This is a genomic window from Pseudomonas sp. LS-2 (assembly GCF_003605735.1).
GTDB lineage: Bacteria > Pseudomonadota > Gammaproteobacteria > Pseudomonadales > Pseudomonadaceae > Aquipseudomonas.
Genome location: NZ_QXTJ01000016.1, coordinates 115546 through 130173, shown reverse-complemented (window position 1 = coordinate 130173; position 14628 = coordinate 115546). Strand labels below are relative to the sequence as shown.

General features: G+C 60.0%; 11 protein-coding genes and 1 pseudogene. 5 read left to right on the top strand and 7 right to left on the bottom strand.

Going from position 1 to position 14628, the window contains the following annotated elements:
- Position 1: 1 nt before the first annotated feature.
- Positions 2-205 (bottom strand): annotated as a pseudogene (locus tag D3M70_RS33030) (NADPH-dependent 7-cyano-7-deazaguanine reductase QueF); the annotation flags it as partial.
- 90 nt (positions 206-295) lie between these two features.
- The gene (locus tag D3M70_RS11270; RefSeq protein ID WP_120125962.1) at positions 296-802 is read right to left on the bottom strand and encodes a plastocyanin/azurin family copper-binding protein; all 507 of its coding nucleotides are present in this window, start codon (positions 800-802) and stop codon (positions 296-298) included.
- Positions 803-949: 147 nt separating this feature from the next.
- Here D3M70_RS11270 and D3M70_RS11265 point away from each other — a divergent pair, with 147 nt between their 5' ends.
- The gene (locus D3M70_RS11265; protein ID WP_120125845.1) at positions 950-1630 is read left to right on the top strand and encodes a heavy metal response regulator transcription factor; all 681 of its coding nucleotides are present in this window, start codon (positions 950-952) and stop codon (positions 1628-1630) included.
- Entirely contained in the window at positions 1630-2988 is a 1359-nt protein-coding gene (locus tag D3M70_RS11260) for a heavy metal sensor histidine kinase (protein WP_120125844.1), read from the top strand. Before D3M70_RS11265 ends, D3M70_RS11260 begins: the two co-directional genes overlap by 1 nt.
- Positions 2989-3102: 114 nt before the next feature.
- Here the strand turns inward: D3M70_RS11260 and D3M70_RS11255 are convergent, their stop codons facing one another.
- The 3 genes from D3M70_RS11255 to D3M70_RS11245 all read right to left on the bottom strand — a co-directional run bounded on the left by D3M70_RS11255 (position 3103) and on the right by D3M70_RS11245 (position 6367).
- Positions 3103-4347, bottom strand: coding sequence for a lipoprotein-releasing ABC transporter permease subunit (locus D3M70_RS11255; RefSeq protein WP_120125843.1), 1245 nt, complete (start codon positions 4345-4347; stop codon positions 3103-3105).
- 78 nt (positions 4348-4425) lie between these two features.
- Positions 4426-5109, bottom strand: a complete 684-nt coding sequence (gene lolD / locus D3M70_RS11250) for a lipoprotein-releasing ABC transporter ATP-binding protein LolD (RefSeq protein ID WP_165869775.1) — start codon at positions 5107-5109, stop codon at positions 4426-4428.
- Between the two features lie 7 nt (positions 5110-5116).
- A complete protein-coding gene (locus D3M70_RS11245) occupies positions 5117-6367 on the bottom strand; it encodes a lipoprotein-releasing ABC transporter permease subunit (RefSeq protein ID WP_120125841.1) in 1251 nt (416 codons plus the stop codon).
- Between the two features lie 126 nt (positions 6368-6493).
- Between D3M70_RS11245 and D3M70_RS11240 the strand changes: the two genes are divergently transcribed.
- Together D3M70_RS11240 and D3M70_RS11235 are read left to right on the top strand one after the other, a co-directional pair.
- Complete coding sequence (locus D3M70_RS11240) at positions 6494-7081, top strand: PilZ domain-containing protein (RefSeq protein WP_120125961.1); 588 nt, start codon at positions 6494-6496, stop codon at positions 7079-7081.
- A 39-nt stretch (positions 7082-7120) separates the two neighbouring features.
- Positions 7121-7843 carry a glycerophosphodiester phosphodiesterase gene (locus D3M70_RS11235; protein ID WP_120125840.1) on the top strand — a complete coding sequence of 241 codons (723 nt, stop codon included), beginning with the start codon at positions 7121-7123 and terminating at the stop codon, positions 7841-7843.
- 42 nt (positions 7844-7885) lie between these two features.
- Here the strand turns inward: D3M70_RS11235 and sthA are convergent, their stop codons facing one another.
- Positions 7886-9280 (bottom strand): Si-specific NAD(P)(+) transhydrogenase, encoded by a 1395-nt coding sequence (gene sthA, locus D3M70_RS11230; protein WP_120125839.1) that lies wholly within the window; start codon positions 9278-9280, stop codon positions 7886-7888.
- Between the two features lie 376 nt (positions 9281-9656).
- Between sthA and D3M70_RS11225 the strand changes: the two genes are divergently transcribed.
- Positions 9657-10223 (top strand): chalcone isomerase family protein, encoded by a 567-nt coding sequence (locus tag D3M70_RS11225; RefSeq protein WP_120125838.1) that lies wholly within the window; start codon positions 9657-9659, stop codon positions 10221-10223.
- 30 nt (positions 10224-10253) lie between these two features.
- Here the strand turns inward: D3M70_RS11225 and D3M70_RS11220 are convergent, their stop codons facing one another.
- Entirely contained in the window at positions 10254-14393 is a 4140-nt protein-coding gene (locus tag D3M70_RS11220; protein ID WP_120125837.1) for a dermonecrotic toxin domain-containing protein, read from the bottom strand.
- Positions 14394-14628: the final 235 nt, after the last annotated feature.

Genomic DNA, 14628 nt, shown 5'->3' with positions numbered 1-14628 from the left:
NGACCACCGGCTTGCCCGACGGCAGCAGCCAGGACAACTCATAGCAATTCCAGAAATCGACACCCTGATAAGGCAGCGTCTCGGCCGTCAGCCCCAGTTCCGCCCATTTGGCGGTACGCGGGATTGGAAACAGCAGAGACGGCGTGTAGGTGGAAACGTATTCACTGGATTTGCCCAGCGGCGAATGTTCGGCTGCGGGATGCATGGCGGGACCTGAACCTGAAAACGGTGATAAAAGACTGATCGAAAAATCCTGACCGCCGAGTTTATAGGTTTTGTCCCGCGCTTTCAGCGATTACTGGGCAATCGCGATCTTCCCGACCATCCCGGCCTGATAGTGACCGGGAATATTGCAGGCGAATTCCAGATCAGTGGCCTCGGTGAAGGTCCAGGTCAACTCGGCGGTCTTGCCCGGCTCGACCAGCACACTGTTGGGGTCGTCGTGCTTCATGCTGCCGTGATCCATGCCGGCCATGTCATGCTTCATGCCCGTCGACGTCAGCATGCCGCTGGCGACCATTTTCAGCATTTCTTGCTGATGCGCCGCGTGCATGGCAGCGTCGCCAAGGTTGAACTCATGCAGCAACTGGCCTTTGTTGATCAGCACGAAATGCACGGTTTCGCCTTCCTTGACGTTCAGGGACTTGGGTTCAAAGTACATGTCGCCCAGCGTCAGCTCGACGGTACGGGTCGCCTGATCGGCTTTGGCCGGATGACCGAAATCGAAATGCTCGCCAGGAGACGCCTGCGAAGACAGACTCACGGCCAGCAACACGGCAGCAGCGATCGAACGAACGAACATGTAAATCTCCAGTGGATGACGATTGATGACCTTAGGGTAGGCCTTGGCCACTGGCAATCAGCTGACTGCAAGATTACAACTTTGTAAGCTTGGCCTCCGCCCGCCCCGCTCGCGCTATAAAGCCTCACCACGAATTATGAGCCGCCCATGAAATTACTGATCATCGAGGATCAAGCGAAAACCGGCCAGTACCTGCGCCAGGGCTTGAACGAAGCCGGCTTCAATACCGAATTGGTGGCGGACGGCTCGACCGGCCAGCATCTGGCACTGACCGGCGATTACGCGCTGTTGATTCTGGACGTCATGCTGCCCGGCCGCGATGGCTGGCAGATTCTCCAGGCGGTTCGCGGCGCAGGGCTGGACACGCCGGTGCTGTTTCTCACCGCTCGGGACGCCGTCGAGGACCGAGTGCGCGGCCTGGAACTCGGTGCCGACGATTATCTGGTCAAGCCCTTCGCGTTCTCCGAACTGTTGGCCCGGGTGCGCAGTTTATTGCGACGAGGTAGCAGCGTCAGTCAGGAAACCCATTTGCAACTGGCCGACCTGCGCCTTGACCTGCTGCGGCGCCGGGTCGAGCGAAACGGTCAGCGGATCGACCTCACCGCCAAGGAGTTCGCCCTGCTGGAACTGATGCTGCGCCGCCAGGGCGAGGTGCTGCCCAAATCGCTGATTGCCTCGCAGGTTTGGGACATGAATTTCGACAGCGACACCAACGTGATCGAGGTCGCCATTCGCCGCCTTCGCCTGAAAGTCGATGACGACTACCCCAACAAGCTGATCCACACCGTGCGCGGCATGGGTTATGTCCTCGAAGAGCGCGGTCTGTAATGTTCGAGCGAATTTCCCTGGGCAGTCGCCTGGCATTGTTGTTCGCAGCCTGTACCGCCGTGGTTTCGCTGACGGCGGGGGTATTGTTCAACCGCGCCAGCGAAGGGCACTTCATGGAACTGGATCAGCAATTGCTCGACAGCAAATTGCCGACCCTTCGTCAGGCTTTAAGTCATGTATCCAGCGCCGACCAGCTCCAGGCCCGAAAGCCGTTACTGCAGAAGGAACTGGCTCACTCCCCCGATCTGGCGTTACAGGTGCGCGGCGTCGATGGTGCGCTGTGGTTTGACAGCCTGTCGCCGTCAATGCCCGAAACAGAGATTCATGCCGGTCTGCGCACGCTGACCGATCACGGCGTGTCCTATCGATCCTGGACAGTCGCCCTGGAACCCGAGCGTGAGGATTCGCCCCAACTGACCCTGTTTCTGGACATTACCCATCATCAGCACTTTCTGGAACGGATGCAGCACCTGATCTGGCTGACCGTCGGTCTCTCGGCACTCGCTACCGCGTTGCTCGGCGCCTGGGCAGCGCGCAGCGGTTTGCGCCCGCTGCGACGGATGGGCGAGATCGCCGCCAGCGTTTCCGCCAGTTCACTGACCACGCGCCTGCCGCAAACCGAGATGCCCGTTGAGCTGGCCGAACTCAGTCACGCCTTCAACGCCATGCTCGGACGCCTGGACGATGCCTTTCAGCGGCTGTCGGCATTCTCCGCCGACATCGCCCATGAACTGCGCACCCCGCTGTCGAACCTGCTGACCCACACGCAGGTCACCCTCACCCGTCCGCGGGATCTGGAGGAATATCGCGAGGCGCTCCTGGGCAATCTGGAAGAGCTGCAATGGATGGCGCAAATGGTCAACGACATGCTGTATCTGGCCAAGGCCGAGCATGGGCTGTTAAGCCCCAATCGCGAGCGCCTGCAACTGGCCGATGAGACCGATGCACTGCTGGAGTATTTTCTGCCGCTGGCGGAGGAAGCGCAGGTCGTGTTGAGCCGTGAAGGGGAAGCCACGCTGGCAGGCGATCGGCATATGTTGCGCCGCGCATTGTCGAATCTTCTGGATAACGCGCTGCGCTTCACCCCCGCCGGCGGGGAAGTTCGGGTGAAGCTGGCGGCAGGCACGGGCCAGGTTCAGATCCGTATCGAGAACGACGGCCCGACCATCCCTGCCAATGTGCTACCCCGGTTGTTCGATCGGTTCTACCGCGCAGACCCGGCCCGCCATGAAGGCAGCAGCGAGCATGCGGGGCTGGGGCTGGCGATCACCCAGTCGATCATCAAGGCCCATGGCGGGACGATCCGGTGTGAGTCGCGGGAGGGGATGACGCGGTTTTTGATTGAGTTACCTGAATAGAAACAGACTGTGGGAGCGCGCTTGCCCGCGATTGCGGCTTGTCTGCAAACATCGCATTGCCTGACCCAATGCAATCGCGGGCAAGCGCGTTCCTACAAAATTTGACTCAAGCGATCACTCATACCGCAACGCATGCGCCGGCTGGATCTGCGCCGCCCGGTACGCCGGGTAGATCGTCGCCAGGAAACTGAGAATGAAACCGGCGCTACAGATGAGCGCCACATCGCTGCCTTCCAGGTGCGACGGCAGGTTGCTGATGAAGTAAACATCTGACGTGAAGATGTGCTGGCCGGTGACACGCTCGACCCAGCCCACCAACTGGCTGACGTTGATCGCCGCGATGACACCCAGAACGCCGCCGATGATGGTACCCACCACCCCGATCACCGTGCCCTGCACCATGAAGATGGTCATGATCTGCCGAGGCGTGGCGCCAAGGGTGCGCAGGATCGCGATGTCGGCACCTTTGTCGTTCACCACCATGATCAACGTCGCGATGATGTTGAACGCGGCCACGGCGACGATCATCAGCAACAGCAGGCCGATCATGGTCTTTTCCATTTTCATCGCGCTGAACAGACTGCCCTGCGTGTGGGTCCAGTCATCGGCCTTGTAGTCCGCGCCCAGGCCACCCGCAATGGCGGTCGAAACCTGCGGCGCGGCATACAGGTCAGTCAGGGCCAGACGCACGCCCTGCACCTGATTGGGCTGCCAGCGCTGAATCACCGCCGCATCGGCCACATTGACCAACGCCATCGAACCGTCCAGCTCCGCACCGACCTTGAACACGCCAACCACGGTCAGGCGTTGCAGGCGCGGGGTGATGCCGCCCGGTGCGTTGCTGATCTCCGGGACGATCAGGGTCAACTTGTCACCAACATTCAAACGGAAACGCCGCGCGGTGATTTCACCGATGACCACACCGAACTCACCGGCTTTGAGGTCCTGCAAACGCCCCTGCACGATGTGCTGAGTGACGATGGAGACTTTGGACTCCAGCGCCGGGTCGACACCGTTGATCTCGATCGGCTGCATGGCGCCTTTGTACGACAGCATGCCGTCCATCTGCGTGAACGGCACGGCAGCGGTGACCTGCGGGTTCTTCATTGCGGCATCGGCGGCCGGTTTCCAGTCGTCCAGCGGTTTGACCCCGTCGATCACCGCGTGGGGGACCATGCCGAGGATGCGCGAACTCATTTCCTGCTGGAAGCCGTTCATCACGGACAACACCACGATCATCGCCAGGACGCCCAGCGCCAGCCCGATCATCGACGTCATCGAAATGAACGAGATGAAGTGGTTGCGTCGCTTGGCCCGCGTGTAGCGCGTGCCGATAAAGATGGATAACGGTCTGAACATTCGTGGAGCACCGTAGCTAAAAACAGCTAAAAGTAAAAAAACGCCAAGACCCGGTGAGCGGGTGCCAGGTTGATTGCATCACGCCTCGACCAGACGCCCTTCTTCCAGACGCCACACGCGGTCCATCTGACGGGCCAGGGCCATGTCGTGGGTCACCACCAGAAACGCGGTGCGCGACGAGGTGCTCAGTTCCAGCATCAGGTCCTGAATGCCTTGGGCGGTGTGGGAATCGAGGTTGCCGGTGGGCTCGTCGAGCATCACCAGGCCCGGCTGGTTGACCAGTGCACGGGCAATCGCCACACGCTGACGTTCACCGCCGGACAGCTCCGAAGGCTTGTGCGCCAGACGATGCTTGAGCCCTACCCGCTCCAGCAGTGCCGTTGCACGCTGACGGGCCTCCGGAATCGGCGTCTTGCCGATCAGCAAGGGCATGCACACGTTTTCCAGTGCGGTGAACTCGGGCAGCAAGTGGTGGAACTGGTACACGAAGCCCAGTGCCCGGTTGCGCAGCAGGCCACGGGCCTTTTCGTTGAGCGCCGACAACTCCTCGCCCGCCAGCCAGACACTGCCTTCGGTCGGGGTGTCCAGGCCACCGAGCAGGTTGAGCAAGGTACTTTTACCCGAGCCCGAACTGCCGACGATCGCCACGCGCTGGCCGGGGTGCAATTCCAGTTGCAGGCCCGACAGGACCACGACCGATTCCGGGCCTTCCTCGTAGGATTTGCCCAGGTTGCGGCAACTCAGTACAGCTTTATCACTCATGCCCGACTCACTCATAACGTAGCGCCTCCGCCGGCTGGGTGCGCGCGGCACGCCAGGCGGGATACAAGGTGGCGAGGAAACTCAGGACCAGCGCCGCGCCGCACACCAGCAGCACGTCTTCGGCCATCAATTGCGAAGGCAGATAGTCGATGAAGTAGACATCCGCGTTGAGAAACTTGTGGCCGATCAGGCCTTCCAGCGCCGAAATTGCCGAGCTGACGTTGAGCGCGGCGAGGATGCCGACGCCCGCGCCGACCAGCGTGCCGACGACGCCGATCACCGTGCCCTGGACCATGAAGATGCGCATGATCTGGCCAGGCGTCGCACCCAAGGTGCGCAGGATCGCGATGTCGCCGCGCTTGTCGTTGACCACCATCACCAGCGTGGAAATGATGTTGAACGCCGCCACCGCCACGATCAGCAACAGCAGCAGGCCAATGATGGATTTCTCCATGCCGATGGCCTGATACAGGTTGCCGTGGGTACGGGTCCAGTCGCGGGAATAGTATTGGTGTTCGCCCAGGCTCTGGGCAATCTCGTAGGCGGTACGTGGCGCCTTGAACAGGTCGGTGAATTTCAGGCGCAGGCCCTGCACCTGATCAGGCTTCCAGCGGTGCAGACGCGCCAGATCCTGCAGGTTGGTGACGCCCAGATAACCGTCCAGCTCACCGGCGCCGACATGGAAGATGCCGACCACGGTGAAGCGCTTCATGCGCGGGAACATGCCGGCCGGGGTCACAGTGACTTCAGGCGAAACAAAGGTCACCTTGTCGCCCAGCCCCACGCCCAGCTTCGCAGCAGCCTTGTCGCCAATGACCACGCCAAAGCCGCCTGACACCAGATCGTCAAGACTGCCCTGTTTCATGAAGGCATCGATAATCGAAACTTTGCGCTCCTGAACCGGGTCGATCGCATTGAGCAGGATCTTTTGCACGTTGCCATTGTTGGTCAACAGACCCTGCATCTGGGTGAACGGCGCAACGGCCTCCACTTGCGGGTTCTGCCTGACTTTGCTGGCGAGGGCTTGCCAGTCATTGATCGGCTCGCCGGACTCGATGGTTGCGTGCGGGACCATGCCCAGGACACGGGTGCGCATCTCGTGATCGAACCCGTTCATGACCGATAACACGACTATCATCACCACTACACCAAGGGCGAGACCGATCATCGACGTCAGGGAAATGAAGGAGACAAAATGATTACGGCGCTTTGCACGGGTATAACGCGTGCCGATAAATACAAAAAGAGGTCTGAACATGTAAGGGCTTGTTCGGAGGAATGGGAACGTCCTTGTGGCGGGCCTTGATCTGCGGCTTTACACTCGAATCGCTGATTGACGACTCTGAGCAATCACTCTGACAACCGCTGCTACCATGGGTTCGCCATGCCGACACTAGATGAAGAAGAACGCCGCGAATACTACCGTATCGAGGACAGCGTCGCACTGGAAATTCAACGCATTCCAGCCTCGGGCGAGGTCGACGAACACGCCCACCACGACAGCTCGACTCTCTTCGATCTGCTGAGCGAACTGCACGTCGCCGAGTTCGAATCCCAGCACCTGCTGCGCCAGCTGGACGACCGCGACCGCACCACCAACAGTTTTCTGCGGGCCATGAGCAAGCGCATCGATCTGCTGGGCCAGGTGGTGGCCCAGACCGTGCTCGGCAAGCTCGGCGCCCCGCAACGCGTGATCATGTCCGAGGGCGGCCTGCAATTCGAATCCCATCAGCCCTTCCCCGTCGGCAGTCACCTGTCGGTGAAAATGGTGCTGATGCCTCAGGCTTCAGGAATGATGCTGCGGGCCAAAGTGACTCAGTGCCATTCGCTGACCATCGGCGATTTCGAGGTGGGCACCGAGTGGATCGACCTGACCGATGCACAGCGCCAACTGCTGGCCCGACACATTCTGCAACGACAAGCCGCGCAACGGCGCCTCGCCCGCGAGCAAAGCGAACCGGATTCGAATTGAACTGATTCTTGCCTTAATCCGCATCCACAAGGAGCATTTGTGACCTTAATTTACGGCCACCGCGGCGCCAAGGGCGAAGCACCGGAAAACACCCTCACCAGCTTCCAGGAATGCCTCAAGCACGGGGTCAAGCGTTGCGAACTGGACCTGCACCTGTCCCGCGACGGCGAATTGATGGTGATCCACGACCCTACCCTCAAACGCACCACCGACCGGCGTGGCAAGGTCGTCGAACACACCGCGGCGGACCTTGTGACCTACGACGCACGCAAAGGCGGGCCTGGATGGATTCAGCCATGCCCGATTCCACGACTGGAAGAACTGTTCGAGAAATGCGCCTTCGATCACTGGCAACTGGAAGTCAAAAGCGCATCGCGCACCCGTGCGGCGACGACCGTGCTGGCGATTCGCGAGCTGGCTCAGCGTCATGGCTTGCTGGACAAGGTCACGATCACTTCAAGCTCCCGTGAAGTGCTGCGTGCCGCACTCGAACTGACGCCCGACCTCTCCCGCGGCCTGGTCGCCGAGTACGCCTGGCTCGACCCGTTGAAGGTCGCGGTGGGTTATGGCTGCGAGATACTGGCGCTGAACTGGACGCTGTGTACGCCTGAACGCCTGAAGAAAGCCCAGGCGCTGGGCCTGCATGTGTCGGTGTGGACAGTCAACGAGCCCGCGCTGATGCGCAGACTCGCCGACTTCGGCGTTGACAGCCTGATTACAGACTTTCCCGGTTTGGCCACTGCCACGCTCGAGAGTTACTGAAATCGGTCTCCCCGGCCGGCTCAGGCCACCGGCCGGAGCCGCTCAAAAAAGCCGGTTGAGGCCGTCATAGGCCGCTACCCGGTAGGCTTCGGCCATGGTCGGGTAGTTGAAGGTGGTGTTGACGAAATACTTCAGGGTATTCGCCTCGCCCGGCTGGTTCATGATCGCCTGACCGATGTGCACGATCTCCGACGCCTGGTCGCCGAAGCAATGCACCCCAAGGATCTGCAGGGTTTCGCGGTGGAACAGGATCTTCAACATGCCCACCGGCTCGTTAGAGATCTGTGCGCGAGCCATGCTCTTGAAGAACGCCTTGCCCACTTCGTACGGCACTTTGGCCACGGTCAGGTCATGCTCGTTCTGGCCGATCGAGCTGATTTCCGGGATGGTGTAGATGCCGGTCGGAACGTCGTTGACGAAACGCCAGGCGCCGTTATCCACCGCACTTCCCGAGGCCGAGCGCCCCTGGTCGTAGGCGGCGCTGGCCAGGCTCGGCCAGCCGATCACATCACCGGCGCCATAGATGTTCGGTTTGCTGGTGCGATAGGTTTCGTCCACTTCGATCTGACCGCGACCGTTGGCCTTGATACCGACGTTCTCCAGACCCAGTTTGTCCGTATTGCCGGTACGGCCGTTACACCACAACAGCGCGTCGGCTTTCACCTTCTTGCCCGACTTGAGGTGCAGCACGACGCCGTTTTCCAGACCTTCGACACGCTCGTATTCCTCGTTGTGGCGCACCATCACGTTGTTGTTGCTGAAGTGATAGCTCAAGCCCTGGGAGATTTCCGAGTCGAGGAAGCTCAGCAGTTGATCGCGGTTGTCGATCAGTTCGATATCCACACCCAGACCACTGAAGATCGATGCGTATTCGCAGCCGATCACGCCAGCGCCGTAGATGATCAGTTTGCGCGGGGTGTGGTTGAGGCTGAGGATGGTGTCGCTGTCGTAGATACGCTTGTGGGAAAAGTCGATATCGGCCGGGCGATAAGGACGCGAGCCGGTCGCGATGATGATCTGGTTGGCGACCAGTTTTTCCATGACACCGCTGTTGCACACCACATCGATGGTGCGCTCATCGGCGAAACTGCCGGTGCCGAAGAACACGTCGACACGATTGCGTGCGTAGTACCCGGTGCGCGAGGCCACTTGCTTGTTGATGACTTTCTCGGCGTTTTTCAGCACGTCCGGGAACGAAAACCAGCGCGGCTCGCCAATGGCCCGGAACATCGGGTTGGTGTTGAACTGAATGATCTGCTTGACCGAGTGACGCAACGCCTTGGACGGGATTGTGCCCAGGTGAGTGCAGTTGCCGCCGACCTGCCGACGGCTATCGACCATGGCTACCTTGCGCCCAGCCTTGGCGGCGTTCATTGCCGCGCCTTCCCCAGCTGGGCCTGAACCCAGTACCACTACGTCGTAGTTGTAGACAGCCATGCGTACTCCTTAGAACAGGCCGAGGCGCCACTCTGGCGTCTCTGGCTAAATCACACCGCGGCCGGCGGCATGAAGATTCGAAACTCGCGGCGCAGTCTAATCGCCCAGCGTCGCGGCGAACATTAACCCTTGGTCGCGTCGTAGGCCAATCTTGTCTGCGTTACGGGGCACTCGGCGTGGCAAAAATACCTGTCGCATGCCAAATTGCTGCGGATGATAAATCTCTTGGCGTTACGAATCATAAAAAAAGCTGCAAATTGGCGAGTTTGTTTGTGATCCCGTCCTTTATGTCGGGTCACCCCGCTGGATTGCGAAACCCGCATCCGGCGAAAAGTGTCATACCCTTGTGCAGGATCTTTCAACCAAGGGCGTGATCATGCGACACCGTTTTATTCACTGGATGCTGTTATTGGGGGTGCTGTGCAGCCCGCTGGCCAGCGCTTCCGATGCCGATCTGCTCAAGCGGGCCGACTTCCCGCCGCGACTCGACGGCCTTTCACCGCCGCTGGAACGCAAGAACCAGGCGATCCTCACCTACCTGTGGACTGACGTTTACGCCGCCGCGTTCTACGCCGAACCCGCGGTCAGCGCCAAACAGGCGGTTTTCGGTCAGACCCCGCAGAAACTGGAGCTGTTCTATTTCAAGGCCATTGATCGCGAAGACGTGATCAAGGCCGCCAACGCCACGCTCGAACGTCAGCAAACCAAGGAAACCCTGGCGCGACTGAGGTCCGAGCTTGACCGTCTGCACTACAGCTTCCAGAACATCGTGCCAGGCGATCGCTATGACCTGAGCTGGGACCGCACCGATGGGCTGAACCTGACGCGCAACGGCAAGGTGATTTTCGCCAGCCCCGATCCGGAACTGGCGAAGGTGTATTTTGCGATCTGGCTGGCCCCGGACGGTTTGTCCGGGGACTTGCGCGAGGCCTTGTTGAAATAGATCAAAGCGCGGGCCGAGAGGCCCCTACTTTCAAGCGAGGCTTAGAAACAACCGCTGTGCGATGTCCTTACCGATGTAGCTGCGGTAAATGCTGACCACTTCCTTATTGTCCTTGGCCGCCTTGACCTGCGCTTTGTAGCCTATGAAGCGTTGCTCGGGCAGTTTCAGATGAGCCGCCGTGAATGCGTCTGCTGCTGCCGCTTCACTGGCGTAGTGAAAATGCGCCCACCACAGCACGCGCTGATGTTTGTCGCGGATCACGTATTCCTGCAGAAAGTCGTTGCGCTTGGCGCCAGACATGTTCTTGCGCCCATCGTAACGCGCGATATCGACTTCGTTCTCACTTGCCAGGAAGCTCAGCCGTGCCGCAGTGGGAGGTTGCGCCTTGATCATGAAAATCCGCAGAGTGCGGCCTTCGTCTATCAAGCGCGTAGCGGCAGCATGGAGATCGTCGACCCACGTCTGGACGCCGCTTGCCCCATCGCTCGAACCGCCCCTGTGAACGGCAAGCTTTCCAGCCAGGGCGGTCAGCTTGTCAGCCTTCTGCACCAGAATGTCCTGCATGTCCGCTGGTTCGTTCGCCCGCCGGGACTGCCGATGCGCCGTATCGATGTCGGCGTCGACCCCTTCGAGCGCTGCTGCGGCCTGGCGTTTCAGCTCCGCCAGCGCCTCGACCTTTTCCGGCGCCTTGGGTCGCGAAGGCCTTGCGACCTCCACCCACTCACCGTTTTCATGCAGGTGATAGGTGCCCACGACCGCTTCGGTCATTTGCTGCCTGACCTCGACCACCGCCCCGGGAAGGTCCGCCTCCCCCTCGCGCAGGCGACCGACGAGCGTGCGGTGCGCGCGGGTCTTGATCACGCGTTTACGGGGCTGGCGGATTCTGGGCGCATATTCGCAAGGCTGCTCCGCTGGCTCGGCACTCTCACGAATCAAATCAGACAAACGCTTTTCGGCGTGTTCGCTAATCCACGAGAGCTCTGCAAAAAACCGACCGAATTGTTCGACATTCAGCATCTGCGGAGTGCTTTCCTGTGCGCAGATCGCGATCAGCTTAGCCCTTTCGTATTCCCGCAACGAGCTTTCGAGCACGCCGATCTGCTCGGCCAATGAGTAATCGTTGGGTCTCTCAAGCTCCGCCTGGGAGGTGAATGCGGCGTGTAGGCCTTCGTCGATGCGTAACGACTTGAGTTCCTTGAGACTTTCTCCAGACAGCATTTCGTCCCTGGAAATGCTCAGCTCCAGCAGCGACCACATACGCGTGATGCGCCAGTCCAGAAAGGTAAACAAGTTGGCTCCATGCATTTCCAGTACCTCCTCGCGCCAGAATTGCCTGCCGAACTTGGGCACATCCCTAAGCTGTTGCCAGTAGTTTTCCCTGATGCTTGACCAATGGACGCCCCGACTCTGTAACCATTGCAGATCCTCGAACAGTTTCAGATAAGCATCTATGTTCTGCGAGGTGACCGCGTCACCGGATTCCGCCTTCAATCGAGGCATTTGAGTGCTTGCCAGGTTAACCACCTTCGCGAGCAAGACACCCTCAAGAAACGACACCCGCCGGCTCACATCCTGGAGATCAGTGGCTATCGTTTTCTCACTCGCTCTGTCAATTGGGCGCAACGCTGCCTGCAGTTGCTGCTTCTCTACGAGAATTTGCGCCAACTCGTTCAAATCCGTCTCGGCGAGCTCGACGAGATCAGCGGGTATCGGTGCGGACTCCACCCGAATCGCCCGATCCCACTTTGCGAAGCGCTGATAGATCGCGTTCTTTTGCCGTTCCAGAACAGCATCGCGCTCGGTAACGCGCTTGAGCGTCGCGGCGTTCTCCAGCGCCATTTGCCGGACATTACGCTTGGGGCCGCCACCGCGAAGTTTAAGCGAGAGGTCCAGCCCCCATCCCTGATCAGTTCGCTGCAGACGAGGCCCACTCGAAAGCGGGTCTCGCGGATCAACGATGTGAACCTCGTCCTCGCTGAAACCGACTTCATAAATCCCGCCGTCGATCGTCACGTACCAGTGCTGATCGAGTGGGTGCAGCCCCTCTTTTCCAGGCATTGCAGAGGGCTCGCCCAGCAGGGGTTCGGGCAGCACTTTCAAATGCTTGAGACTCTGCCGTTGCGCCTCGGTCAGACGATGACTGGAACTGGACCAGGAAAAATCCAGCCGCGGAAACTCTTCGGCACTGCCCGGCGAGATGATCGGCTCCGACTGTTCTCCCAACAGCGGATCCGGATCAGCAACAGAGGACGATGGCCGTCGTTGCGAAGGTCGCGCCGGTGTCGGTCGAGCAGGAAATCCCTGATGCAGGAGAATCATCGAGATGGTCAGCAACAACTCGTTCCACGCCTCGAGCCCCTCGCGGTCGGCCTTGCGGCTCTGAGCCACGAGGACCCGATCCACCGCCGCCATCAACTGCACCAGCCACAGCGCAGCACCTGCGCCCCCCGAAAGGAACGGCATCACGGTATCCAGCGCCAACCAGCCGCCACGTTGAAACATCGCCCAGCGACTTTCGGCATTGGAGACCGACTCCTGGTCTGCAAGATCCGCCAAGGCCCTGGCATTGGCGTTGAACAGCACCGTCATCACATCACCCTGCCCCGTCGTCGCCCTGACCAGTTGCGCAGGCGCGGGCTGTTCGATTGCAGCGAAATCCGACCCTAGACCAAAACGGTTTATATGGGGCTGCTCGAACCCGCCGTTTGCGTACCGATCACGCCCGCGCCCGGTCATCCACGTCAGCACGTCCTCCTGCACTTCGCCTGGCAGAACGATGGCATCGCGCAGCGTTGACCAGCTGGAGTATTCGGTCAGAGGCACTGGCGCGAACGGCCGATACAACACAATGGGGCCTACCGCTGTATCGGCGTGCCCCAGCACGAACATGTTCTGGACCACATCGGCAGCCGCTCCCGGCCGGGCGACCCATGCCAATGGGTGCAAGATGGCTTGCTCCTCTGGAGGAATTCTCTCCAGCAACGAGCAGACGACCCGATACCCCGCTTGAGTCAGCCCACCCTCGCCGCGAATCTTTTGCTCAAGTGCCTTGAGGGGTAGCTGCACCTTGAGCTGCTCGGCAAATAGGGCCCGACGCCGCTTCACTTGCGCCGCATCGGTAATCAGGTAGCGCCGCACCAGCGCAGGATAGGTCCTTCCGATATCCACGCGAGTCACGAGTTGCTGCAGATAATCCGGGGTAAACCAGGCTGGCAAAGGACCGCCATCGCGCAGAGAAAGACTCCGTGTGCCGCTCGGCAGACTTGAAAGATTCCCCAGCGCGAAGTTGGCGACCGTCATCTGGATGTGCTCAACACTGCCGGTTACGATGATCTGTCCGGTGGAGGGCGCCGGGGACGCCACGACTTTCGCAATGTGTAAAGTCACATCATCCAGAACCAGGTAAGTCGCTTGCGGATGATCTTCACGCAATGCCTCCTGCAGCACCCTCCTCGCATATTCGACGATAGGCGGCAGATCGTCGTCCCAGGCGTGTCCGCCAGCACGAGCTGCAGTCACGGCCAAAGCGGCAATCCGACGGCTGTAATCGAGACGGTCGCTGGAAGGCGCGCAGGTCAGCCAGTCCGGTAGTTGATCCTGACGGGAGATCTGCGAGCCATCACCTGCCGAGTGCCGGTTGTCCAGTAGGGGGGTGATATCGGTGACCTTCGCGAGATAGCGCTCGATGTCGTCGAAATCATCAAGCCTCATCGCACCTGCATCTTGAATCAGCGGTAATTGGGCTTGCAGGGCGTTCAAGGCATCGCGCTCGAATCGCGCACGGATCTCGTCCGCAGAAGTACTTTCCTCCCCCTGCACTGCAACCGGGTTTTGCCGCTCGAGGGCCGTTGCCAACGCCTGCCACGGTGTTGCACCGCCAACGCCAGGGCGATCCCAGAACTCCACCATCGCTTGCATGAATCTGGCGGGGAGCCCAAGGGAAACGCTGTCAATCAAGATGGCCAGTTGTTCGGCGTCGACATCGAACGTCACCAGCGTCGAAGCAGACGGATCGGTCACCAGAAGGCTGCGCCCCTTGCTGGGGCGTAATGTTTTGCCAGTGGCGAAGTTCTGTCGCAGAGCGCCAAACAGCGTTTCGGTCGCTGGATCAGCAGCGTCGGCGGCCTCAGTGACGACCGCAATTTCAGGGTTGATTGGTACGCCTGGCAATAGCGTTTCAAGTGACGTCCGAAGCTCGTCAAGAGCAAGCGCTGACAACATCGGGCGGCGGGAGAATGTGTCGATTACGTCGTACTTTGCATTCATTGTGGCTTTAACTCGCGATTTTATAGATCCCAATCCGCATAGGTGGCGGTTCGGGCAATTGCTGGTGAGTTAAAGGCAGATCGACTGGCTGGATGGCATATACAAATATTTCTATCACAGCTGCCCAGCGGGTGAACGA